Raw genomic sequence first — 23,705 nt, 5'->3', positions numbered from 1 at the left:
GCGCATGAGCAAAAAGAGCGACCTGATATAGGCCGCTCTTTTGCGTTAAGCGAAACGTTTTGTACTATAGGCGGCCAGATCGTGATTGGGTGTGCGTTGTTCCACAAGATCTGCCACGACTTGGCCGGATTTCGGTGCCATCATAAGGCCATAGTGAGAATGGCCAAATGCCGCATAAAGCCCGGACCTGTTCTCAAAGGTGCCAAGCATTGGCAGGCTGTCGGGAAGGGAAGGGCGGTGCCCCATCCATAGGTTGCCCTCACTGATGTTCAAATCAGGTACCATCGTTTTGGCCTGTTGTTCCATCAATGCCTGACGTTTGGGGTCTACCGGGGCATCGATTTTACAGAACTCCGAAGCCCCAGCCAGACGTAGGCCGCCTTCCATTGAGGATGCGACAAGTTTTGCGTCAACATCCATCACCGAATGCTTGAGCTCAGCACCGGGATTGGAGAATTCAACGTGATAGCCGCGTTCCGCCAGCAATGGGATTTTGATGCCTAATGGTTCAAGCAGCTTTGCGCTCCATGCGCCTGTGGCCAGCACCAATTTCGAGGTTGTGATGTCGCGATCTGCACAGATGACGCGCCAGTCACCTTCCTCTTGTTCGATGTGACGGACTTCGGTCTGGATCAGTTCGGTGCCCATTTGGCACGCTTTTTGAAACAAAACCTCGGCGATCCGTCCGGGAGCACGTGCCCGTGCTTGGTCTTTGACGAGGACCGCCGCTTTGAAAACTGGTCCAAGGGCGGGTTCCAGATCTTTCAGTTCACCCGCGTTGATGCATTCAATGTTTGCCCCAAACGCGCGCCGCAAAACGTAGTCAATTGCCGTTTCATCCCAGCGCTTTGCCATCTCTTCGGTGCGAAAAGCATGGATATACCAGCTGGATTGCACCAGATCTTCGGCACCGGTGCCTTTGAGATGCTGGCGGTACATATCGATGCTTGGTTCGCAGAGATATTGCATCGCTTCTGCACTGGCGTAGACCTGCTTTGTGTTCGCATGACGCAGAAAAGACAGCCCCCATGGCACCAGTTTATGCCACATAGACAGCCGTGGTTTCAGGACTTTGTGCTCTCCAAAGATGAGGTTTGGAATGTTCTTCCAAATACCTGGCACGGGTTGAGGTAGCAGAGACCATGGGGAGATGATTCCGGCATTCCCAAAGGTAGCTCCCCCCTGGCCGGGGGCAGCTTTGTCAATGATTTGCACTTTATGTCCGCGCTCCGCGAGGGAGAGTGCGGTGCAGATACCAACCATACCTGCACCAATGATAGTAATCGTCTCAGGCATCTTATGCTGCTGCCCCCTGACGACGTATCTGGCTGAATTGTGAGATCAGCACAGGGCTTGCAATCAGCAGGGCCACCAGATCTGCCTGCAGCGTCGGTGCAATAAACACCAGACCTGCAATCGCCAGAAGCCACCGCCCAAATGTCCTGATCGGCGCAAGCCAATAGCCAACGACTGCGGCAGAAAGGGCTACCACGCCTGCGATACAGGTGATCGCGGTATAGGTGAATTCCCACAGATCAAAACCGGTTGAGGAGACAAACAGCAGCACAGGTGCATAGACAAATGCCATCGGCGCAATCACCTTGCCAAGACCCAGCGTAAAGGCTGAGATCCCGGTGCGGAACGGGTTAGAGTTCGCAATCGCAGCTGCTGCATAGGCAGATGTACAGACCGGCGGCGTAATCTCGGCCACAACCCCGTAGTACAACACAAACATATGGCTTGCGATGGGGGGAACCCCCAACTGTGCCAGTGCAGGCTGCGCCACGGATACCAGCATGATGTACAACGCGGTGGTTGGAATGCCTGCGCCCATCAGGATACAGGCAAGCGCAATAAAGACGAGCGAGATAAACAGCGTCAGATCTTCGACTGCAAACAGTGCCCAGTTGCCGAAGGTCGTCAGTGTAAAGATGCTATCAGCTAATGAACTTGCACCCTGTGTCACCATAAAGCCGATACGGAAGCCAACGCCGGTGGTGTTGATCACACCCACAACGATGCCCACCGCAGCAGAGGCCGCGCCAACGGCCAGCGCATATTTCACGCCCAGCTCCATGGTTTCTGCCATCTGCGGCAGTTTGATGCGGTCTTGCGGGTTAAAGGTTGCAATGATCGCACCAATGACAAGAACGGATGTGATCGTCAGATCAAAACCACCGTTTGAGAACTTCCATAAAGCAAATCCAGCGAACAGCGCGGCATAGACCAGGGTTAGTGGTTCTTTGATGCGGGACATGCCCACGACCAGCGATAGGGAAATGCCACAAAAGGCTGCCATGAAGGGGGTGTATCCCGAAAACAGCACCACAAGCAGTCCGACAAGGGGCACAAGATTGGCCCAGCCCGTTGCCCATACCTCTTTGAATTTGGGTAGCATTTCCTTGCTCAGACCTTTCAGGTCCAGCTTGCGTGCCATCAGGTGCACAACGGTGAACACACCCACATAGTGCAAGATCGCAGGGAAGATCGCGGCAATCACAATGGTGGTGTAGGGAAGCTCTAGAAACTCAGCCATTATGAAGGCTGCAGCGCCCATAATCGGGGGCGTAATCTGACCGCCAGCTGAGGCCGCAGCCTCAACACCGCCTGCGAAATGACCGGGGTATCCCAGACGTTTCATATTGGGAATGGTGAGCGCCCCGGTTGAGACTGTGTTGGCCACGGAAGAGCCTGAAATGGTGCCGAAAAAGGCAGAGGACACAACTGAAACTTTTGCAGGACCGCCGGTATAACGACCGGCAAGAATGGATGCATTGTCAATAAACAGTTGCCCCAGTCCGGTGCGCTGGGCAATCACGCCAAACAGCACAAAGTGGAATACAATGGTAGATACCACCCAGAGAGTCACACCAAAGATGCCTTCCTGAGGGAAATACATTGATGAAACGAAGGTGCGGAACTTCACACCGGGGTGTTGCAAAATGCCGGGGAAAATGGGGCCGAACAGCGCATAGGCAATAAAGACGCAGATAATGCCAGGTAAAACCCAGCCTAGGGTGCGCCGCGCGATATCAAGAACCAGTAGGATGATAATGATACCAAACACCATATCGTAGGAGTTGGGATTGCCCATACGAAAGGTCTGCTCTTCGATGCCAAACAGCGGTATGCCACGCCAGGCCATCCCCAGATACAGTGCAGCAGAGACGCCGAGGATCATCAACAGAATGTCGAAATAAGGCACACCGCCCAAACGCAATGGGCCGGTTTTTAGTGCAAAAGCGTTTTTGCCTTTGAAGGCGGGAAACAGGGCATAGGTCAGGATGAACAGGCCGCTGAGATGCCAGCCCATGTGCCAATGATCTGGCGGCAGGGAAAATCCTGCTGTGAGGTAGTGATACATGGCGAAGGCCAGCGAAACCGCGCGCAGGAACAGGCCAAATTTTGGCCCAACTTCGCGCGTGGCAGCACCTTCGTCATATTTTTTCTCAATCTCGGCCAATTCCTCGGCCGTGAGGTCACGGTCGGCCGTGTCCGGTGTGGTCGTCATGACAAACAACTCTGTTTTGGGGCGTAAAATAAAAGATGACAGGCAATCGACTGCCTGCCATCTCAAGTTGACCGCGCTGCACGGGTGGGCTGCGCGGCGGGAAGGAATTGTGAGGCTTACTTCAGCAGTCCGGCTTCTTTGTAGAAGCGTTCAGCACCAGCGTGCAATGGAACACCCAAGGCCGCGACACCATCCAGTGCGCTTTCAGGAGTGATCTGTTTGCCTTTGGCGTGGCCATTGTCCAGCAGCTTGCGGGTGTTGTCGTTCCACAGTGCTTTGGTGATGCCATATACCAGTTCATCGTCCAGATCAGAGGACACAACCAGCATTGCAGATACAGCAGGGGTTTTCACATCATAGTCGATGCCTTCGTACACGCCTGCGGGGATTTTTGACGGAATGTAGGCCGGAACCAGCTCATTGATCTTTGCCAGATCTTCATCAGAGAAGGAGTGCAGCTCCATACCTTTGGTGGATGCCAGTTGCACCATCGCCGCTACAGGCCAACCTGCCGCATAGAAGTAGGCATCCAGCTGACCGTCGGCCAGGCGTTCGGCGGACTGCGCTTGGTTCAGTTCTGCTTCGCTCATATTGTCGCGGGTTACGCCCCATTCGTTCAGCATCTGCAGAACGGCTACCTGGGTGCCGGAACCAGCCTGTGCAATACCGACGCGTTTTTCAGCGAGATCGCCCAGATCGCCAATTTCAGCGCCTTCTGGCATCACCAGATGCAGATCTTCTGGGTAGAGGTTGGCGATGACGCGCAGTTTGGGGTGTGCTTTGCCTTCGAACTTGCCTTCGCCCAGATACATGGAGCGTGTCACGTCAGCCGCAGCAAGACCCGCTTCCAGTTCACCGTTTTGAACGGCGGCATTGTTGAACACGGATGCGGTGGTAGATTGTGCAATTGCAATCAGGCCAGGCACGCCGCATTGGCCGCCTTCGTCACAGGCGCGCGAACCGGGAGGGGAGGAAATTCCGTTCGCGATTGTGCCACCGATGGGGAAGTAAGTGCCGCCAGCACCGCCGGTGCCGATACGGAAAAATGTGGGGCTTTGTGCAGCTGCTGCACCAGCAAGAATGGTGGTCGCAAGCACCGCGCCAATAAATGTCTTCATTTTGCTCATAGCGAGTTCCCTGTGGTCTAATTCGATTGGATTCTACGATCCATGACGGTCAGTTTACGACGCGCAATCATAATTACAAATTTTATATTCTTGTATTTTGATAAGTTTGTTTTATGTATTTTTATATGAACGTACCTCAACTGTCTGCCTTTTGCGAAGTCATGAAAACGGGCTCTATTTCTCAGGCTGCTCGCAATCTTGGACGCACCCAACCTGCTGTCAGCCTGTCGATCAAAAGTCTGGAAGAGCTGTTAAACGTGAAACTCTTCATGCGCGAGGGACGCAGTTTGCACCCGGCGCCAGAGGCGCAATATCTGTTTGCCGAAGCGCAGATGATCCTTGAGCGATTGAATGTTGTGCAGGGGACGATGAAAATGCTCAGCCTTGGACAGGGGGGCGCATTGAATGTAGCGGCGATGCCTGGCCCGTCAACGCTGGTGTTCCCACGTTTTATTGCGCAAGCCACTTTGGACAATAGCAATGTCCAAATTTCACTCTCTTCCCGGTCTTCACAGCAAATTCGCGAGATGGTTGGGGCGCAAACGCTTGATTTCGGTTTTGCAGATGCGGTCGAACAGTTGGATCCCAGTGCGCTTTATGCGGAAGAACGTGTGACGGCGCCGTGTTTGTGTGCATTGCCCAGACAACATCCCCTTGCGAGGCAAGATGTTGTTTCGGTTGCAGACTTGGATGGGGTGCCACAGGGGACGTTGCACAAGGGACATCCGCTATTTGAACGGGTGCAGCGCGCGTTTGTGGAACATGACGTAGCGTTTGTGCGAAAAGTTGATAGCCAGATCGTTTTGCCGCTGATGCAATTTGTACAGCAAGGGCAATGTGTTGTGATTTGTGACCCACTTTCCGCATTTACTCAGATCACCATGCAAGGGGGGGGCGCTGATATCGTATTTCGTCCGATCCGAGAAGAGATCCTGTATGACTATGCGATCCTGTCACCACGCTATCGCCCAATGTCACAAACCGCCCAACATATTTTATCTGGCTGGCGTTTGCATCTGGCTGAGATTTTCGCCGAGGTTCAGGATTTGGCCTATCCCGGACAGACTGCTTCAGTCTGATTTTGCAAGCTTTGCGAGTGTATCTCGCCAATATCTGTGTCGTGCAGAGGTTTGATTGCGTGCGTGCCAATAAAGCGCCAATTCACGTTGCGGATTCTCCCATGGGGGGGCAATTTTTTGCAAACCTTGGCGGTTAAGTAAGGCTGGCAACGTCGCAATGAGTCGGGTGCCCGCAATCAATGCAAGAGCAGATTCAAAATCTGAAACCTGTACAGCGACATGGCGCGTGCGTCCCATCTTGGTCAGTTTGCGATCAATGCTAAACCCCGCATCCGGGCCAAATGCAACACGGACCTGAGGGCGATCACAAAAGGCATCAAGGTTATCGGTTTCCAGCGGATATTGGGGATCAAAATACACAGCATCAGAAAACCGGGAAAGTGTTCGCTGCAAAATACCGTCACGTTCAGAAGACCCGGCAGGCATAAATACGGCATCCAGCGTCCCAAGGCGGAGGCGCTCAATCAGTTGGAACGAGGATCCGGAATTCGGCAATTCAAAAGACAAGGCTGGCGCAACCTGTTGGGCGTGATGGATCAGAGGCTTTAACAGCGTGTCGCGTTCTAGCGCAGTGCAGGCAATACGCAGAACGCCGTGATCCTCAGCTGGATCATAAAGCTGTGGTTCAAACATGGCTTCGATTTGGCGCAGGGCAGCTTCCGCTGCGGGAAATAAATCCCTCGCCCGTGCGGTGGGTTCTACCCCATTTCCATGGCGGACAAACAGGGGGTCCCCTGTTCGCTTTCTCAGCAGGTCCAGCCAGTAGCTGATGGTAGATTGGTTCATATCAAGTATTTTTGCAGCACCTGATAAGGACCCGGCTTCACGTATCGTCAACAGAATACGCAATTGATGCCCATCGATGTTAAGGTAATCAGTTTTCTCCATAGTGTATATGGATACCACTAAATATCCTGTATGTCATTGCTGCGTTAGACAATGGGGGATGCAACTGTTTTATCCAGCATAGGAAAACACCATGAAACTCTATGGCCACCCTCTCTCTGGCAATACCCACCGCGTTCAGGCGCTGCTTGATCTGCTGAAAGTAGACTATGAATATGTGACCGTCGATTTGAAAGCGGGCGCACATAAAGCACCGGAGTTCCTAGCCATGAACTCTTTGGGGCAAGTTCCAGTTCTCAGTGATGGTGATGCTGTACTGCGCGATTCCATCGCGATCATGACCTATATCGCGGGTAAATTTGACACCGAAGGCGCATGGTTCCCGAAAGACGTACTGCAGTCTGCGCGTGTGCAGGAATGGCTCTCTGTTGCCGTAAATGAAGTCCAAAATGGCCCCTTTGTTGTGCGTGCGATCAAGCTATTTGGCATGCCTGGGGACCCCGAAGTTGCAAAAGCGAAAACCAAAGCACTGTATGATACGCTGTTTGAGCCACATTTGGCCAAGAATGACTGGTTGGCTGGTGAGACGGCAACCGCTGCAGACCTGGCCTGTTATGCCTATGTTGCACGGGTTACTGAAGGTGGATTTGACCTGTCAGCCTATCCTGCAATCAATGCCTGGATTGCACGGGTTGAAGCGATCGAGGGCCTGCCAGGTATGGTTCGCATCGAAGACCTGATGGCGGCGGCAGACTAAACGCGAATGTATCTATGCCGCGGGTTGATGCGTCATGCATACGCCCGCGGACCTGGAAAAGGAGACGTACCATGGAGCTGTCTGGCTGGGATAAAGACGCATCGCCTTATCACCCAGGTGAGGTGGAATTACACACGCGTCTGGGGCGTGCAGAACGGCAAGAACGCATGGGGCGGTTCATCCATAGGCCCTATATGCCTGAGCAACATCGAGAGTTTTTCGCACAGCTGCCGTTTTTTATTGCTGGTAGTGTGGATCATACTGGACAGCCATGGGCATCGATCCTGTTTGGGCAACCTGGGTTTGTTTCCTCTCCAGATCCCAAAACGCTTTCGATCAAGGGGTTCGCCATGACGGGTGATCCCTATATCGATAATGTTCAAACCGAGGCATCGGTAAGCTATCTTGGACTGGAAATGCCAACACGACGTCGCAACCGGTTGAATGGCGTGGTGCGCAGTCATGAAGGCGGGGATACGCTGGTGGATGTGGTGCAATCCTTTGGCAATTGCCCGCAATATATTCACACCCGTGATATGGTGTTTTCACGTGATCCAAGCCTGCCTTTTGAAGGGCCGTGCGAGGAATTTAGCGCTATTGGGGATGACATCCGCGCGTTGATTGAACGATCCGCCACCTTCTTTGTTGCCAGTAACAACCCCAAAGATGACAAACGGATCAATGGTGGTGTTGATGTGAACCACCGGGGCGGCAATCCGGGATTTGTAAAAGTTGACGGTGATACGCTGACGGTGCCGGATTTCATCGGCAACTTTGCATTTAACACTTTGGGCAATTTTCTGGTGAATCCAAAGGCTGGTTTGCTTTTTGTTGATTTTGAGACGGGCGATCTGGTCCAGCTGACAGGCACAGTTGAACTGCTTTGGGATATGACCGATGAAGTGGCTGCCTTCCAAGGGGCGGAACGTGCATGGCGGTTTACATTGACCCATGGTCAACGGCTGGTTGGCGCATCCCCCTTGAATTTCGCAGAAGGGGAGGCCTCTCCCAATGCACGTCTTACTGGGAATTGGACACAAGCAGGAGAACGGCAGGCGGCAGAGGCAGCCCGCACGGAATGGCGCGATTTTCGGATCACACGCATTCAAGATGAAAGCTGTGTAATTCGTTCTTTCTATCTTGAACCCGTGGATAGAAAAGCCTGCCTGCCTTCTAAACCTGGGCAATACTTACCAATTAAGGTGCGTCCAAAAGGGGCCGACCGTACGATGATGCGCACCTATACACTTTCGTCTGCGCCCTCTGATGCGCAGTATCGAATTTCGGTCAAACGCGAAGATGCGCGTGATGATCTGCCTGCTGGTGTGGTCTCATCGCATTTGCATAGCTCTATGAAAGAAGGCGATATCCTTCACGCGCGCAGCCCTCAAGGCGCTTTTGTGTTGGATACGGCTGAAACACGCCCTGCGGTTTTGATTGGAGCGGGTGTTGGGATCACGCCGATGATTTCAATGGCGCGACAAGCGGTTTCAGATGGGTTTTCGCGCCGTCACATGCGACAAATGACAGTCATCCACGCTGCACGCACCACGTCTGAGCGGGCCTTTGCCTATGAATTCACCCAGTTGCAGGAAAAAACCCAAGGCGAGCTGCGTTATGTCTCTTTGATTGAACAACCGACCAGTGAAGAGGCAGTCGGCACGCATTTCCATGCACACGGCAGGATCTCAGCCGAATTGTTGCAAAGCTTGCTGCCACTTGCAGATTATGAGTTCTACTTGTGTGGGCCTCCGGCCTTTATGCAGGCAACCTATGATCTGCTTATTGATCTGGGCGTGCGTGATCTGCGGATCCATTCTGAATCTTTCGGCCCAGCCTCTTTGCGGCGTGCTGAGGAAGAGGTTATTGACAGCCCTTCCGTTCAGGAGCCTCAGGTTGCTATGGTCTCATTCACCTCATTGGCGGATCCAAAGCGTTGGAGACCTTCTGATGGGACGCTTCTGGATTTTGCGGAAGCACACGGCATAACCGCAAATTCCAGTTGTCGCCGTGGTTCATGTGGAAGCTGTGCAGTGCGATTGAAAAGTGGTGAGGTTCTTTATCGCACAGATCCAGAATTTGAACCGGAACAGGGGGATGTCCTGATCTGTTGCGCGGTCCCCGCGGATGAAGATCACCCTATTGAGCTGGATCTGTAGTACCAGCTGTGTGAAATACATCAAAGATAGGCGGATCATCGTCATGTCGGCCTATCTATCTTGCTTTGCTATACTTCATCCAATCTTGCTGTTTCCCCGTCTAGCAAATTATCAATTGTCTGGTTGAACTGATGCAGCTCTGATTGAGAGATCTTGGAAGCAAAATACTGTTGATTTTCATCCACCAGCGGATGGCAAAGTGCGAGCTTTTCGTTGCCATAGGTGCTCAAAGTTAGCCGACGTGCGCGCCCGTCCGATGTATCAAAGCTTTGTTCGACGAGCCCATTTTTCCGCATTTGCAGCAAAAGACGTGATACCGCCTGACGTGTAATGCCAATGTGATCCGCCAATTGACTGGGTGTTGTTATACCCTGGAGTCCAATACCCGTTAGTGCGCACCATGACAGGCGCGATAAACCATGTGGTGCAAGGATTTTATCCAGCCGGGCTTTCATTAGATTTGAAAGCCGCGTGAGCCGAAAACCCAGCCGACTGTGCAGGTCATAGATTTCTTGAACGTGCGCGTTGGTCACGGATCATACTTTCTGTTTTTCGTGGCGATGTGGGCGACTGCTCTTATTTAATAAATATTGGTTGCGAATGTAAATATTATCTTGACGAGATTATCGCTTCGTTAATAGTTATCAATGGTAATTAAATGAGAGGATACATTTTCTCTCGTTGTGCCAGCACATGGTTATATCAGGTCGCGATATGTGGATCGTCAGCGTGGTGTGCTTGGCATACGTATAAAGACAGAGGAGTTGTTATGGGACTGCAATTGCTATCCGCCAAAAATCGACCGGTGCATCTGGGCCGATTGAAATTGGAAACGCTTGCACGTGCGCCTCGCGTAAATCTGGCACAGGTGCCTGCCTTTGCGCCCCTTCGGTTCCAACGTCCTGAACAACCAAACTCTATCGTCAATGCGATGACAGATCATCAGGCCATGCTAGATGCCATTCGGGATGGGTTGATTAACAAATCTGTCGCTGCAACACCTGAAGATCCTGTTGAGCGAGCCGAGCATTTGAAAGCTTTTGGCTACTTCAGTGACGCTTCGATTGTCGGAACCTGTGAATTACCGGAAGAGGCGATTCTACCACATCCGGTGCGCAACCCGGATATTGACCGCTTGGCCCAAGATCTACGGACGAAACAGGTCAAGACGTTTGCCTCTGGCATAGATTTGATCATGGCGGATCTGAAAGAGTCGATGGAGGCTCCCGCGCGGTCTTTGAACAGCCACACCCATGCTCTGGTGTTTTTATATGCACATCCGCGTGCGCCCGGTATGGATGAGCCGGGAACTGAGTGGATCAAGGATGCCGATGCGCACCGTTCCGCATTGCTGGCGGCTGAGACAGCCGTGGTGATCGCCAATTATCTGCGTCTTCTGGGTCATGAGGCACGGGCACATACAATGAGCTCAACAGATGTGGATCTTGGCCGTGTTGCGGTTGCTGCTGGCACTGCCAAGGTCGAAGGGGGTGAGCTTGTTGCGCCATACATCGGCACTGGGTTTGGGCTTGCCGTTGTAACGACAGATTTTGCCTTTGCGGGGGACTTGCCGCTTGCAGAGCTGCCAAAGGCGCAAGCTCCGCTTTATGCGGATCGCAAATACAAGGACGGTTTGCATCCTTTTGAGACATTAAAACGTGTAGAAAACCCGACGACGTACATTGATGAAGCACGTGTGCCACGCGTTCCCAAACGTACCGATATGTTCAGCCGTGCCTTGTTTGGCGATATGGGCAAACATGTGCAAGAGGGGGCAAAGGGTGGGTTGTATGTGCGTAAATCTGCGCCGTCTATGGCCCAGCGTCGCGCGCTTGGGGCTTTTACCCTGCTGCAGGATGGCGACCCAGCCCCCATTCAGGAAAAAGTGGATCCGCAGATCGCGCATGATCTGATCAAAGCAACCAGTTATTATCTGGGTGTCGATGCGGTTGGGATTTCGCGTTGTCCAGACTGGTCGTGGTATTCCCATGATGCCGCGGGGCAGCCGATTGAACCGCCCCATGATCAGGCGATTAGCATGATCATCGATCAGGGTTATGACACGATGGAGGGTTCATCTGGAGACGATTGGATCGCGGTTGCGATGTCAATGCGCGCCTATCTGCGGTTCTCTTTGTTGGGCGGTGTGGTGGCGCAGCAGCTGCGTAACCTTGGCTACAAGGCCAAGGCCCATACGGTGATGGATGGTGAAGTTCTGCAACCGCCACTGTTGTTGCTTTCTGGTCTTGGAGAAGTCAGCCGCATTGGTGAAGTGATCCTGAATCCCTATCTGGGCCCGCGTCTGAAATCTGGTGTTGTGACAACCGATTTGCCGATGACACACGATAAACCGATTGATTTTGGTCTGCAGAAATTCTGCGAAGCGTGTAAGAAATGCGCCCGCGAATGCCCATCTGGAGCTATTACTGCAGGGCCAAAGCTGATGTTCAATGGCTATGAGATCTGGAAATCAGACAGCCAAAAGTGCACCACCTATCGCATTACCACGCCGGGGGGCGCTATGTGTGGTCGCTGTATGAAAACGTGCCCCTGGAACCTTGAAGGTATTCTGGCAGATAGTGCATTTCGCTGGGCCGCAATGAAGCTGCCGGGCACTGCGCCAGCTTTGGCAAAATTGGACGACCTCTTGGATCGGGGCTCGCTGAACACAACCAAGAAATGGTGGTGGGACCTGGAAATACAGGAGGATGGCGGCTATCGGCCAACCGACAAACCTGTGAACGCGCGCACGCTTCAGAAAGATCTGGACCTTCAGTACAAAGATCAGACACTTGCCGTCTATCCAGCAAATCTTGCGCCGCATCCTTATGCCTATCCATATCCGATGGACCGCGAAGCGGGCATCGAGGCGTATCAAGCGATGATTACTGCCGATGAATACAAACTGCGTTTAAAGAATGGAGACGCGAGTGGGGCGCATCAACGCCCAGATTTTTCTGACAGCCCTGTTTTGCAGGTCAAGATCACCAAAGCCGAAGCAATGTCTGACGGTGTTACAAAATATGAAATGCAGAGCCTGGATGGCAGCGATTTACCCGCTTGGGAGGCCGGTGCGCATCTGGATATCGTTGTCGCCCCCGAATTTCTGCGGCAATATTCCATGTCTGGCGATCCCGCAGATCGCAGCACCTATCAGATTGGCGTCCTGCGCGAGGATGCCGGGCGCGGCGGATCTGCGTTACTGCACCGGATCTTTAGTGAGGGGCGGAAAATCTTTGTTTCAAAGCCGATCAATCACTTTCCACTGCAGGAAGAGGGCAGCAAATCTTATCTGATGGGCGGTGGCATCGGGATTACACCAATGATGGCCATGGCGCATCGTCTACACGCCCTTGGAGCTACGTTTGAACTGCACTATTCGGGACGCTCACGTGAAACGATGGGGTTTTTGGAAGATCTTGCGGCGATGCCTTGGGCCGACAATGTGTATTTGCACATCTCCTCCGAAGGAGGGCGCGCAGATCTTGATCAGATTCTGACCTATGCAGAAGGAGCGCATGTCTACACCTGTGGCGCTGAACCTTATATGCAGGCGGTGATGGATGCGGCAGAACGGCGCGGGTTTCCGGAAGACAACCGCCATCTGGAATATTTCAATGTTCCTGAGGCACCTGAATATGAAAATCATCCCTTTCAGATTAAACTGGTGAAATCAGGCAAGCTGCTAGATGTTCCGGCAGATAAAACAGCTGCAGATGTGCTTGTGGAACATGGCGTGCCAGTTGATATCAAATGTGCGGATGGGATCTGTGGTGTGTGTAAATGCGGGGTGATTGCTGGTGAGGTGGAGCACCGCGATTATGTACTGTCCAAAAGCCAGCAAAAGACCGCAATGATCACGTGCCAATCCCGCGCTGCAGAACCAGATGCGGTTCTTGAATTGGATCTCTAGTTTTGAGTGTTTCACGCATATACACGGGATGACCAGTTGCCCTATTACACCTGATGTTAAAGAAAAGCACTGCTTTCCGCTTGGAAATAGGCCGAGCCCCTATATCTGGGCGCTTCGGGCGCGCGGCACAGATAGCGCCGTTTCATTGGGGCCGGGGTTACTTTTTGTGAAATGTTAAAAAGTGCCCTAAGAGCTTGAGCAAGGTTTGGTATTCTTCTTCCGTCATGCCCTGCTTGAGTTCACGATCAAAGTGAATGGCCCTAGACCGTAGATCTTCAAAAACCTCACGACCTTTTGGCGTGAGCGTGATCACGGAATGGCGGCGATCATTTTCTAGAGTTTGGCGCGCCAGATACCCTTTGGTTTCAAGCGCAGTCACAGCCCGTGAGACTTTGGTTTTGTGAATATTAGAGCGCTCACAGATCTCTTTAGCCGTCAGATCGCCAAAACTGCCCAGATGAAACAGCACCCGCCATTCCGTGCGCAGCATGCCATACGTGTCGCGATAGTGTTTTTGAAAGGTTAAACTGAGTGCATCTGCGGCCTGATTCAGCAGATAGGGAAGGAAATCATCCAGCTTGTAGCTTTCATTGCGTGTCATCGGCGGGTCTCTGGTCTTAGCGTGTTCCGTGCGGGGTTTGACCCGGGGGTGTTGCTGAAAGGCAGACAGCTTTTCCGGCCGGGCAACCGTTTCTCGGATTTTAGGCGACGAGGCAAGATCAATACCCCAACGCTTGGCGTTATAGAATTGAGGCATAAGGCAAATATCTGCGATCGTCACCTCATCACAGAAAGAATAAACTCCCTGTGACATCATGTGCTCATAATTGATCAGACCTTTGGCAATGAAATGCTGCATCCATTGCTGTGTTTCAATGGCATCGCTCAGGTTGTAGATGGGGATTTTCATCGCAATTGCCAAAGGCCGCATGCGCACTTTGACAATATGGATATGCAGATTAGGGAGCTGATCAAAATCAGTCCAAAATTGTGTTTTGAGGTCGGGAATGCAAAACCCCCGGCATGTGGTCATGCCGGGGGTTTCTAATCTGTAAGAGTATGACCCGAGGTTTATGCCTCTGCGGCTTCCTCTTCACCTTCTTCTTCGCTGTCAGCAGACGCCAAACCAGCAGGTGCTGCAACGTTTGCGATCACGAAGTCACGGTCGATGGTTGGCTTCGCACCAGCAGGCAAATCAACGTCAGAGATGTTGATCACGTCGCCGATGGCTTTGCCGGTCAGGTCAACGGTGATTTTCTCTGGGATATCACCAGCGGTTACAACCAGTTCAACCTCGGAGCGGACAACGGTCAGAACACCGCCGCGCTTCAGGCCAACGCATTCTTCTTCGTTGACGAATTCAACAGGGATGAACAGGTTGATTTTTGAGGTGCGGCGCAGGCGCATCAGATCCAAGTGTGTTGGCAGATCTTTAACAACATCACGCTGAACGTCGCGGCAGATCACGCGAACGTCGTCTTGACCTTCAACTTTCAGGTTCCACAGTGTGGATTTGAACTGGCCAGCTTTCAGCTTTTTCAACAGAACGTTGAAAGGGATCTGGATTGCCAGTGGATCAACGTCACCACCATAAACAACACCCGGAACCATGCCTGCGCGACGTGCTGCACGAGCGGCGCCCTTGCCTGTCCCCGCGCGAACTTCGGCGACGAGATCTGGAATCTCTTTTGCCATGAGTAATCTCCAATGTAATAAGGGCAGGGTGCCTCCAAGGCTGTCACCCCGCGTGAAGCTGCCCCCTTAGTATGGATTGAAGATTCTGGCAAGAGCGAAAGCTGCCGGGCCATTACCCAGCGGTCTGAGCATGCTAAAATCACCTCTCTGAGATACGTGAAGCAATCAGGATTTGGCAAGCGGGTGTTAATCCACTTCGGCTAGGATAGCACGACAACCTGTTACAAGAGCCCGCCCCTGATGTTGCTGTCACTGTTGCGTTTGTTTGGACTGCTGCTGCCCGCATTGATCCCGTCTTGGCGGTTTTTCAAAACCGTCGCCCCGTCTCCACGGGTTGAATATCGCCTGTTTTATCGTGGCAGCTGGGGGGAGTGGTGCGAAGATCGGCCAAGACCTGCGCGCATTGGGACGCTACAGATGATCCGCCGCCTGTTTTGGAACCCGGCCTGGAATGAGCAGCTGTTTATGGTCAGCTGCTCGGAGCGATTGATTGATACGCCTACTGTCCACAGTGCCGCTGAATTGGCACGCCGTATCGCACAGACCTTACCAGAGCATGAGGTGGATTTTCAATTTCGCTTGGTCTTCCTTTCCCGCGAAGAAGACCAGATTATAAAGTCGGTCGAATATGAGAGCGCGCGTATCTCGCGGGCGGAGGCATTGGCGTGAGCTTTGAAGACACACTCCGCCTGACTGAGCTGATGCTTGCCTTTGTGATTGCCCAGCAAAGCCTTGAACATCTGAGCGTACGCCACAGCCCTTGGCTTTTTGGTCTGCGTCTTGTGTGTTGTGCCTGTCTTGCCATCGGGGTGTTCGGGCCTGTGGCGGTTTGGGGGCTTTGGGGGATCAGTGTGCTGATGCTTCACAGGTTCCAGGGGCCTTATAACGGCGGCAGTGACAAGATGACGATCCTGATCTTAAGCTGTGTCTCGCTGGCCCATCTGGCCCCAAATGTCTTTTGGGCTGAAATGGCGCTTGCGTATCTCGCGGTGCAGCTTGTTTTGTCTTATTTTGTGTCTGGTTGGATCAAGATCGTCAATCCAGAATGGCAATCTGGGCGTGCGCTCAGCGATGTGTTCCGGTTTTCGGCCTATCCTGTGAGCGAAGGGCTCAGAGACTGGGCAGACCGGCGTTTGGTTCTGTTTCTAATGTCTTGGGCCGTCATGTTGTTAGAAGTGCTGTTTCCGCTGACGCTTTTGAATGCACAAGCCCTACAGCTGGCGTTGCTCTGTACCGCCGCCTTTCATTTATCCAACGCGTGTTTCTTTGGGTTAAACCGGTTCTTCTGGATTTGGCTCTGTGCATACCCCTCTCTCATCTGGTTTCAAGAACGCGTCTTTGAGGTCGCTATACCTGTTTGGTGATTTCAAATAGTTTGAAAACGACGATCGAGTGTCGCAGCGCTGGTTGCCTATGGAAACAGGCGCGTGGCAGAGCTGCCGTATGAGCATTCGTGATGATATTATTGCCAGTCGTATTCCCGCCCGTGCTTTTATCGCCATGGGAATGTTTTGGGGTGTCTTTGGGGCATATGTGCCTTGGATCAAAGCCCAGGCCGGGTTGAATGATGCTGATTTTGGGCTTGCGCTGCTGTTCGGGGCTGCAGGTGCGGTAGGCGCTATGTGGATTGCGCCCAAAGTGGACCGCGGGCTTGGCGCTTATGCAATGGTCGGGGGGGCGGTTGCAATGGTTGCAGCCTTTATCCTGCCGGGGCTTGCGAACAGTTGGGCGTTCTTTGCACTGGCGATGTTGCTTGCGATGGGAACATCAGGCCTCTTGGATGTGATTATGAATGCGCGGCTAAGCGGGATTGAAGTTGAGGCAGGGCGCTCGCTTATGAACCTCAATCACGCTTTATATTCCTTTTCTTACGGCGTGGCCGCAATTGGTGCCGGACTGATGCGCGAGGCAGGTATTCCCCCTATCGTGTGTTTTGCATTGATTGGTTTGGGAACCCTCATCGTGACGCCGGGGTTGCGCCATGAAGATAAGATCTCCAACTCAGATGAAGCAGGCACGCGCCATGGGTTTGGGCTCTCTAAACCTTTGTTGATTTGTGCGGGTCTGGTGACATTGATCGGTTTTATGGCTGAACAAGCGACGGAGGGCTGGTCGGCGCTGCACCTTGAACGCAGTCTGGGCGTTGGCGCGGCAGAGGGGGCTATGGGGCCTGCGATTTTGGGGTTCACAATGGGGATTGGACGGCTGACGGGGCAGGTCTTGACCCGTTTTGTTTCTGAGGGCCGCGCATTACAGGGGGCAGGCGCGCTGGCAGCTTTGGGCGCTGTTTTGGCGGCATGGGCCCCAACACCGGCCTTGGTTTATATGGGCTTTGCCGTGATTGGTTTTGGTGTGTCGATTACGGCACCAATGACGCTTGTCTGGATCGCAAAGACCCTGCCTGCAGGCCAGCGCAGTCTTGCGATTTCGCGTGTGGTGCTTGTTGGCTACACCGGGTTTTTCATTGGCCCCCCCTTAATGGGGTTTCTAGCACAGGCTTTTGGTTTGCCCATGGCCTTTACAATTTTAGGTGCGCTGCTGGCCCTGATTGCCATCGTCTTGGTGCCCGCCCTTCGGTTTTTTGCAAGAGGCGGGCAGCCCGTTCAAACCTGAAGCCTTAGGTGTTGGATTGCCAGCGGCCGCCGAAATCTTGGGGAACCAAAAGGTTATGACGCCCCAGATTTTCGACTGACTTTTCGCCACACAGCGCCATGGTGGTGTCCAGCTCTTTGTGCAAAACGTTTAGTGTCTGTGTAACGCCTGCCTGCCCCATCGCACCAAGACCATATACAAAGGCCCGCCCGATCATCGTGCCCTTTGCGCCAAGGGCGACCGCTTTCAGGACGTCCTGACCTGATCGTATGCCACTGTCCAGATGAACCTCAACCTGGTCCCCGACTGCATCCATGATTTCTGGCAACATACGGATAGAGCTAAGCGCGCCGTCTAGCTGACGCCCGCCGTGATTAGAAACAACAATCGCGTCTGCGCCGAGCTTGGCAGCCATACGCGCATCCTCAGCGTCCAATATGCCCTTCAGAATGACCTTGCCACCCCACATCTCCATAAGGCGTTCAACCTTGCTCCAATCCAGACTTGGATCAAACTGTTCAGCTGTCCAGGCGCCAAGCGACGAATTGTCAGAGATCCCCTCGACATGGCCAACGATATTGCCAAAATGGCGTCGTTTTGCGCCCAGCATTTCGATGCCCCAACGCCATTTGGTCATCAGGTTTGCAATGGTGCGCGGGGTTAATTTTGGCGGGGCAGACAGGCCGTTTTTCAGATCTTTGTGGCGCTGCCCAAGAATTTGCAGATCCAGCGTGATCACCAGTGCGGAACATTTGGCATCTTTGGCGCGTTGGATCAGGCGTGCGGTATAATCGAGATCCCGCATCGTATAAAGCTGAAACCAAAACGGTTTTGTCGTCGCCTCGGCCACATCCTCGATCGAGTTGATAGACATGGTAGAGAGAGTGAAAGGAACACCAAATTCCTCTGCAGCGCGGGCGGCTTTGATTTCTCCATCCGCACATTGCATACCCGTCAGCCCAACAGGCGCCAGCGCGACCGGCATTGCCACGTCCTGACCAATCATCTGCGTCGCAGTAGAGCGCCCTGCCATATCAACTGCCACACGCTGTCGCAGACGGATCTGATCAAAATCACTGGTGTTCTCGCGAAAGGTCTGTTCGGTCCAGCTGCCGCTTTCTGCGTAATCAAAAAACATACGGGGCACGCGTCGTTCATAGATGCGCTTTAGATCGTTGATGTTGGTGATGACAGGCATGATGCACCTCTTGCGCTCTGATTGGTTATTTTTATTTACCAATGTGGGGTTTTTGGCGCAATGGTAAATTTTATTGTCCGATTCTAACCCTTCAAACGAAAACAGCCCGCCAAAGGGCGGGCTGTCTCAAACGTGGTTGAATCTGGCTTAGGCCAGTTCAATCTGATCTGCACTTTCGCGGCCATCACGGCCAGCGCGCAGTTCGTAGGTCACTTTCTGGTTGTCGGCCAGACCGGTCAGGCCTGCGCGCTCAACAGCAGAAATATGTACAAAAACGTCTTTTCCGCCTTCATCAGGTGCGATAAAGCCGAAACCTTTGGTTGAGTTGAACCATTTTACGGTGCCTGTAGGCATGAGAGATCTCCATTCTGTAAACGCTGCCCGCGCTCCTGCGGCAGCCTGGCGTTCGCCTTGATCGAAAGACTGAACGCCGCCCAGTGGGGGAGACAGAACGTCGATAGAAGCAGTAGCAGGAAAATCTATGCCAGTTGATTCTCTTTGGGGCAAGGAAAACCGTGCGACCATTCCCTGCTTCTGTGGCGGATAAGGAACGGTGGTGGTGTTTCGCATCACAAATGAAAACCTGCGTCCCACTGAATGGGGCCGACGCGCGCTATGGATGAGTGTATTATTTCCATTCACGCTGATGGCTGTTGGCGGTGTTTATGACGTTTTGCCATGTGAGAGCGTGAATAAGGCGAACTCAGCACGGTTTGCAGGATGTCCCGTAGGACGTGACGCGAAGTGGCCCGGGCTTCCCCCGTGGAGTTCACATCGGCTCCCGAAGGGACAAACAGTCCGGGGGACTGTTCGAGATGTGGGCGGGCGGAGCCCAAACGCGCCAACCTTCCCACACTTGGAACATTGGCAAGGTGGTCCCTTGGGATGTGGCACGCAGTGTCACGGCCCGCACCTAACCTTCCCCCCGGAAAGGCGCATTTGCACCTCCCCAAGGTCAGGCACGGGCCTTGTGTTACCTCTGAGATATCAGCTTTTGTCCGGCTTTTTCGTCTGCGATTGCCTTCACGCGCGCAATGCGGTCTTCGCGTTTTTGGCGTGCGACATACCATTCATCAAATAGCGTTTCGATCAACTCAATCAGGACTTGAGCCTCCTCGGGTTCAACATCTATGATGACATTGATATCTTTTCCCATGTGAGCACCGATATTGCCAATCTTTCTAATATGATCGATTGCTTCGACACTATCTTCAGACACGCCCTTCGGTGCGTTTCCCTCGACAACGCGTTCGTGTAACGCTTGGATCTCTTTGAACAGTGTTCCTTCTGAGATGCCACAAAAGTCTCGGATCATACCTTGAAGGCACCTGCGGGCTAGTGTTGCAGATGCTTTAGGGCTCAAATCTCGTATCCGGCAAGCTTCGATGTAATCCTCGCGCAGTGGCTGAGGGATGTACTCTGGTTGAGGTTTCGCGAGGCTTTCTGGAAGCAATTGCATTTTGTGGTGAGTGCGAAAGTCACTGTGAGAAATGTAAACTTTGCGGGTACTAGGGCTAAAATGGCCTGCAACTATGGAAGCTGAAACGGTTGCTTTATTACAATCGGGATTCGCGCAGACGATCGCTTCGGCATATAGCCCTATATGGCCTAAATCAGTTTTGATTGTAGTGAAGCCTTCATTAATTGTTGCGGCGGTCTCCTTAGTGACGACCTGAGCATGATGACAATATGGGCAAGTCCAATTCATCTTTTCTCCTAATTCTTAGCCTCAATAAAAAAGGGGAGCATTTGTGCTCCCCGTGCCTAGCTACCGCGCGAACTTCTTATGCTTAAGGCGCTTTGGCTCCAAAGCGTCCGGGCCCAGACGGCGTTTCTTATCTTCTTCGTAGTCTTCAAAGTTGCCTTCAAACCATTCCACATGCGCGTCACCTTCAAAGGCCAGAATGTGGGTACAGATCCGGTCAAGGAAGAAACGATCGTGTGAAATCACCACCGCGCAGCCCGCGAAATCGACCAAGGCGTCTTCGAGTGCGCGCAGGGTTTCAACGTCCAGATCGTTGGTGGGTTCGTCGAGCAAGAGAACGTTGCCGCCCTCTTTCAGCAGGCGTGCCATATGCACGCGGTTACGCTCACCACCAGACAGGAGTTTCAGTGGTTTTTGCTGATCGCCGCCTTTGAAGTTGAAAGACGAACAATAGGCGCGGGAATTCACCTGCGCGTCGCCCAGTTCGATGATTTCAGCGCCACCGGAAATGCTCTCCCAGACGGTTTCATTGTCATCCAGATCGTCGCGTGACTGATCCACATAAGACAGTTTCACCGTGTCACCATAGGTGACTGAGCCTTCATCCGGCTGTTCCTGACCGGTCAGCATACGGAACAGGGTGGATTTACCCGCGCCGTTGGGGCCGATTACGCCGACGATGCCACCGGGGGGCAGATCAAAAGACAGACCTTCCACCAGTTGCTTGTCACCGTAGTGTTTGGAAATGCCTTCAACGTCGATCACCTTATTGCCCAGACGTGGGCCATTGGGGATGACAATCTGGGCGCGGGTCAGTTTTTCACGCTCAGATTGGCCTGCCAGATCGTTATAGGCGTTGATCCGGGCTTTGGATTTTGCCTGACGGGCCTTTGCACCTTGACGCATCCACTCCAACTCGCGTTCTAGCGTTTTCTGGCGGGATTTGTCTTCGCGCGCTTCCTGCTCCAGGCGTTTGGCCTTTTGTTCCAGCCACGCAGAATAGTTGCCTTCGTATGGAATGCCGCGGCCCCGATCAAGTTCGAGAATCCAGCCTGTGATATCATCCAGGAAATAGCGGTCGTGGGTTACACAAAGGATTGTGCCTTTGTAGTCAATCAGGTGTTGCTGCAGCCAGGCGATGGTCTCGGCGTCCAGGTGGTTGGTCGGTTCGTCGAGCAACAGCATATCAGGCGCTTCAAGCAACAATTTGCACAGCGCAACACGACGTTTTTCACCACCCGAGAGGTTGGCAATGTCGGCGTCATCCGGGGGGCAGCGCAGAGCCTCCATCGACACATCGATCTGGCTGTCAAGGTCCCAAAGGTTTTCAGAATCGATGGCATCCTGCAGGGTTGTCATCTCTTCCATCAGCTCATCGGTGTAGTTTTCCGCCATCTCTACCGCGATCTGGTTGAAACGATCCACCTTGGCTTTTTTTTCGGCGACGCCCAGCATAACATTTTCACGCACGGTGAGGCTTTCATCCAGCTTTGGTTCCTGAGGCAGGTAGCCGACTTTTGCGCCCTCAGCTGCCCAAGCTTCGCCGGAGAAATCCTTATCCATACCGGCCATGATTTTCATCAGGGTCGATTTACCCGCGCCGTTGACGCCAACAACACCAATTTTTACACCGGGTAAGAAGGACAGGTGGATGTTTTCAAAACATTTTTTACCACCGGGATAGGTCTTTGAGACCCCTTCCATATGGTAGACGTATTGATAGGCTGCCATGAGAGCTGCTCCATGATGGGAAACGAAGTTTGGCAGAGGTGATAACGGATGTAACGCCGCCCCACAACGATCATATGCGATCAGCGCAGATCGCGTAGTTCTTGTGGGGTCAGGACAGGTAAACGATCCAGAGGATAGTCATGGTGCAGGGTCCAGATGTGATCATCATTGACTTCAAGCGGTCGCAGTTGCCCTCCTGGGAAGGCCCGGGTGCGCAAGGTGAGGGCAATATCAGACAGAACACTTGGGTTTTGTCGGAAGTAAGAGTGACCAGACCCGGCCGCACCTTCAACCAAGATGAAGTGCATCAATCCGACCTTCATGATGCGCTCGATTTCCCCTGGCGCGAAATCATCGCTTTCAAAGCGCCCAAGGCGGCTGACTTGGGTGAACAGCGAGGACAGCGCAAGCGCGGTATCATTTGGATTGATATAGACACTCACCTGCTCGAACGCTTCTGAGAAACGTTCCGTCAGCAGGCGTTGTCGGACACTGCCGACATCCAGATCAGGGGCGGCAAGGATCAAGGTGCCAGTTTTCAGAGATATTTTGGGTTTATTGCCCTTGGCACGTTCCCGAATGATTAATTCTCTCAACGCAACAGTGGTGACATCGCTGCCAAGAGAATGTGCTACGATATCAATGGTTTCAACCTCGGGCACCTCTGCAATCAGATCCAGTGTTTCTTTCAGGTGAAAGGCTGAAAAGTTGCTTGCTTCGCGGTCTTTAAAGTACTTAAAGACGCCGCTGTTTCCGGCGGGCCAGGAAAAAATCATAGGAACGGACCTGCGTCCAGCATAATGCCAGATATTGGCCAATGTGACGAGTGCATCATCGAATTGATTGTTGAAACCGTGAATGTAAAGCAGAACACGCCCGCTTTCTTGGCGTCTCATCTGTTCAGCGAGGGCAGCTTTAAACTCTTCTCCTAGGGCTTCATATTCGGCTTGAACAGGTTCTTGGACGCGCAGGTTTCCCTCAGCACGTTCGGTGGCAAGCGGTGTGGTTGAAAACTTAATTTCCTCGGAATAATTGGCGACACGTAGACGAGAGCGTCCACGTTTCTGGCCTTGTGTGATGTCAATCAGGTCTTGCCAGTCATCGACCCCGTCAAAAGATACATCTGCAGTGCCAAAGGCCATTTGATCAGATCGTTCAGCCGCATATGCAAATGAACGTCTTCGATCTGTTTGGGCACGATTGGTTACATAGAGGATCTGCGGCGCAATTGTCTGTTGTGCGATCGGCACCTGTTCAGGATTATAATTGCGTCCATCCAGATAGAGATTGGGCGTTGGAGCCAACCTATTGATTGAACTCCCACAACTGCCCAGCAGTGCGAACATGAAAAGCAGGAGTATGCCTATTGTTGGGCGTTTGCATAGCTGGGGT

General features: G+C 52.8%; 19 protein-coding genes. 7 read left to right on the top strand and 12 right to left on the bottom strand.

Annotated features, from left to right (window positions below):
• Nucleotides 1-45: 45 nt before the first annotated feature.
• The 3 genes from BLP79_RS12440 to BLP79_RS12430 all read right to left on the bottom strand — a co-directional run bounded on the left by BLP79_RS12440 (nt 46) and on the right by BLP79_RS12430 (nt 4,638).
• Nucleotides 46-1,296 (bottom strand): NAD(P)/FAD-dependent oxidoreductase, encoded by a 1,251-nt coding sequence (locus BLP79_RS12440; protein WP_090219422.1) that lies wholly within the window; start codon nt 1,294-1,296, stop codon nt 46-48.
• A 1-nt stretch (nt 1,297) separates the two neighbouring features.
• Nucleotides 1,298-3,511 (bottom strand): TRAP transporter permease, encoded by a 2,214-nt coding sequence (locus tag BLP79_RS12435; RefSeq protein ID WP_090219420.1) that lies wholly within the window; start codon nt 3,509-3,511, stop codon nt 1,298-1,300.
• A gap of 116 nt (nt 3,512-3,627) precedes the next feature.
• Complete coding sequence (locus tag BLP79_RS12430; protein WP_090219418.1) at nt 3,628-4,638, bottom strand: TAXI family TRAP transporter solute-binding subunit; 1,011 nt, start codon at nt 4,636-4,638, stop codon at nt 3,628-3,630.
• Nucleotides 4,639-4,763: 125 nt separating this feature from the next.
• On the opposite strand from BLP79_RS12430, the gene BLP79_RS12425 reads away from it, so the two are divergent.
• On the top strand, nt 4,764-5,717 hold the full coding sequence (locus BLP79_RS12425) for a LysR family transcriptional regulator (RefSeq protein ID WP_170830495.1): 954 nt from the start codon (nt 4,764-4,766) through the stop codon (nt 5,715-5,717).
• Here the strand turns inward: BLP79_RS12425 and BLP79_RS12420 are convergent.
• On the bottom strand, nt 5,709-6,605 hold the full coding sequence (locus BLP79_RS12420) for a LysR family transcriptional regulator (protein ID WP_090219415.1): 897 nt from the start codon (nt 6,603-6,605) through the stop codon (nt 5,709-5,711). The genes BLP79_RS12425 and BLP79_RS12420 overlap by 9 nt on opposite strands.
• A gap of 91 nt (nt 6,606-6,696) precedes the next feature.
• On the opposite strand from BLP79_RS12420, the gene BLP79_RS12415 reads away from it, so the two are divergent.
• Together BLP79_RS12415 and BLP79_RS12410 are read left to right on the top strand one after the other, a co-directional pair.
• Nucleotides 6,697-7,320 (top strand): glutathione S-transferase family protein, encoded by a 624-nt coding sequence (locus tag BLP79_RS12415; RefSeq protein WP_090219413.1) that lies wholly within the window; start codon nt 6,697-6,699, stop codon nt 7,318-7,320.
• 71 nt (nt 7,321-7,391) lie between these two features.
• On the top strand, nt 7,392-9,479 hold the full coding sequence (locus BLP79_RS12410) for a pyridoxamine 5'-phosphate oxidase family protein (protein WP_090219411.1): 2,088 nt from the start codon (nt 7,392-7,394) through the stop codon (nt 9,477-9,479).
• A 68-nt stretch (nt 9,480-9,547) separates the two neighbouring features.
• On the opposite strand, the gene BLP79_RS12405 is transcribed toward BLP79_RS12410, so the two are convergent.
• Nucleotides 9,548-10,012, bottom strand: coding sequence for a MarR family winged helix-turn-helix transcriptional regulator (locus BLP79_RS12405; protein WP_090219409.1), 465 nt, complete (start codon nt 10,010-10,012; stop codon nt 9,548-9,550).
• Nucleotides 10,013-10,248: 236 nt separating this feature from the next.
• On the opposite strand from BLP79_RS12405, the gene BLP79_RS12400 reads away from it, so the two are divergent.
• Nucleotides 10,249-13,392 carry a 4Fe-4S dicluster domain-containing protein gene (locus BLP79_RS12400; protein WP_090219407.1) on the top strand — a complete coding sequence of 1,048 codons (3,144 nt, stop codon included), beginning with the start codon at nt 10,249-10,251 and terminating at the stop codon, nt 13,390-13,392.
• A gap of 157 nt (nt 13,393-13,549) precedes the next feature.
• On the opposite strand, the gene BLP79_RS19985 is transcribed toward BLP79_RS12400, so the two are convergent.
• Both BLP79_RS19985 and BLP79_RS12390 read right to left on the bottom strand, forming a co-directional pair.
• Complete coding sequence (locus tag BLP79_RS19985) at nt 13,550-14,425, bottom strand: MarR family transcriptional regulator (RefSeq protein ID WP_232716466.1); 876 nt, start codon at nt 14,423-14,425, stop codon at nt 13,550-13,552.
• A gap of 38 nt (nt 14,426-14,463) precedes the next feature.
• Nucleotides 14,464-15,087, bottom strand: a complete 624-nt coding sequence (locus BLP79_RS12390) for a 50S ribosomal protein L25/general stress protein Ctc (RefSeq protein WP_090219405.1) — start codon at nt 15,085-15,087, stop codon at nt 14,464-14,466.
• A 240-nt stretch (nt 15,088-15,327) separates the two neighbouring features.
• Between BLP79_RS12390 and BLP79_RS12385 the strand changes: the two genes are divergently transcribed.
• The 3 genes from BLP79_RS12385 to BLP79_RS12375 all read left to right on the top strand — a co-directional run bounded on the left by BLP79_RS12385 (nt 15,328) and on the right by BLP79_RS12375 (nt 17,700).
• Entirely contained in the window at nt 15,328-15,756 is a 429-nt protein-coding gene (locus tag BLP79_RS12385; protein WP_090219403.1) for a hypothetical protein, read from the top strand.
• Nucleotides 15,753-16,451, top strand: a complete 699-nt coding sequence (locus BLP79_RS12380; protein ID WP_170830494.1) for an HTTM domain-containing protein — start codon at nt 15,753-15,755, stop codon at nt 16,449-16,451. The genes BLP79_RS12385 and BLP79_RS12380 overlap by 4 nt, the downstream gene beginning before the upstream one ends.
• A gap of 79 nt (nt 16,452-16,530) precedes the next feature.
• Nucleotides 16,531-17,700 carry an MFS transporter gene (locus tag BLP79_RS12375; protein ID WP_232716468.1) on the top strand — a complete coding sequence of 390 codons (1,170 nt, stop codon included), beginning with the start codon at nt 16,531-16,533 and terminating at the stop codon, nt 17,698-17,700.
• Nucleotides 17,701-17,704: 4 nt separating this feature from the next.
• On the opposite strand, the gene BLP79_RS12370 is transcribed toward BLP79_RS12375, so the two are convergent.
• The 5 genes from BLP79_RS12370 to BLP79_RS12350 all read right to left on the bottom strand — a co-directional run bounded on the left by BLP79_RS12370 (nt 17,705) and on the right by BLP79_RS12350 (nt 23,617).
• Nucleotides 17,705-18,877 carry an alpha-hydroxy acid oxidase gene (locus tag BLP79_RS12370; RefSeq protein WP_090219402.1) on the bottom strand — a complete coding sequence of 391 codons (1,173 nt, stop codon included), beginning with the start codon at nt 18,875-18,877 and terminating at the stop codon, nt 17,705-17,707.
• 147 nt (nt 18,878-19,024) lie between these two features.
• Complete coding sequence (locus BLP79_RS12365) at nt 19,025-19,231, bottom strand: cold-shock protein (protein WP_090219548.1); 207 nt, start codon at nt 19,229-19,231, stop codon at nt 19,025-19,027.
• 619 nt (nt 19,232-19,850) lie between these two features.
• Nucleotides 19,851-20,585: a DUF4145 domain-containing protein gene (locus BLP79_RS12360; protein WP_090219400.1), complete on the bottom strand. Its 735-nt coding sequence runs from the start codon at nt 20,583-20,585 to the stop codon at nt 19,851-19,853.
• A 60-nt stretch (nt 20,586-20,645) separates the two neighbouring features.
• Nucleotides 20,646-22,313: an energy-dependent translational throttle protein EttA gene (gene ettA / locus BLP79_RS12355; protein WP_090219398.1), complete on the bottom strand. Its 1,668-nt coding sequence runs from the start codon at nt 22,311-22,313 to the stop codon at nt 20,646-20,648.
• An 80-nt stretch (nt 22,314-22,393) separates the two neighbouring features.
• Entirely contained in the window at nt 22,394-23,617 is a 1,224-nt protein-coding gene (locus BLP79_RS12350) for an alpha/beta hydrolase (RefSeq protein ID WP_170830493.1), read from the bottom strand.
• Nucleotides 23,618-23,705 lie beyond the last annotated feature (88 nt).

Source organism: Epibacterium ulvae (genome assembly GCF_900102795.1).
Classification (GTDB): Bacteria; Pseudomonadota; Alphaproteobacteria; order Rhodobacterales; family Rhodobacteraceae; genus Epibacterium; species Epibacterium ulvae.
This window is presented reverse-complemented; position numbering and strand designations above follow the sequence as displayed.

Coding starts and splice junctions, on each gene's coding strand:
- BLP79_RS12440 (WP_090219422.1), bottom strand. CDS start 1,296: ATGCCTGAGACGATTACTATCATTGGTGCAGGTATGGTTGGTATCTGC.
- ettA (WP_090219398.1), bottom strand. CDS start 22,313: ATGGCAGCCTATCAATACGTCTACCATATGGAAGGGGTCTCAAAGACC.
- BLP79_RS12400 (WP_090219407.1), top strand. CDS start 10,249: ATGGGACTGCAATTGCTATCCGCCAAAAATCGACCGGTGCATCTGGGC.
- BLP79_RS12370 (WP_090219402.1), bottom strand. CDS start 18,877: ATGCCTGTCATCACCAACATCAACGATCTAAAGCGCATCTATGAACGA.
- BLP79_RS12425 (WP_170830495.1), top strand. CDS start 4,764: ATGAACGTACCTCAACTGTCTGCCTTTTGCGAAGTCATGAAAACGGGC.
- BLP79_RS12420 (WP_090219415.1), bottom strand. CDS start 6,605: ATGGAGAAAACTGATTACCTTAACATCGATGGGCATCAATTGCGTATT.
- BLP79_RS12410 (WP_090219411.1), top strand. CDS start 7,392: ATGGAGCTGTCTGGCTGGGATAAAGACGCATCGCCTTATCACCCAGGT.
- BLP79_RS19985 (WP_232716466.1), bottom strand. CDS start 14,425: ATGACCACATGCCGGGGGTTTTGCATTCCCGACCTCAAAACACAATTT.
- BLP79_RS12385 (WP_090219403.1), top strand. CDS start 15,328: ATGTTGCTGTCACTGTTGCGTTTGTTTGGACTGCTGCTGCCCGCATTG.
- BLP79_RS12435 (WP_090219420.1), bottom strand. CDS start 3,511: ATGACGACCACACCGGACACGGCCGACCGTGACCTCACGGCCGAGGAA.
- BLP79_RS12390 (WP_090219405.1), bottom strand. CDS start 15,087: ATGGCAAAAGAGATTCCAGATCTCGTCGCCGAAGTTCGCGCGGGGACA.
- BLP79_RS12360 (WP_090219400.1), bottom strand. CDS start 20,585: ATGAATTGGACTTGCCCATATTGTCATCATGCTCAGGTCGTCACTAAG.
- BLP79_RS12415 (WP_090219413.1), top strand. CDS start 6,697: ATGAAACTCTATGGCCACCCTCTCTCTGGCAATACCCACCGCGTTCAG.
- BLP79_RS12430 (WP_090219418.1), bottom strand. CDS start 4,638: ATGAGCAAAATGAAGACATTTATTGGCGCGGTGCTTGCGACCACCATT.
- BLP79_RS12375 (WP_232716468.1), top strand. CDS start 16,531: ATGAGCATTCGTGATGATATTATTGCCAGTCGTATTCCCGCCCGTGCT.
- BLP79_RS12365 (WP_090219548.1), bottom strand. CDS start 19,231: ATGCCTACAGGCACCGTAAAATGGTTCAACTCAACCAAAGGTTTCGGC.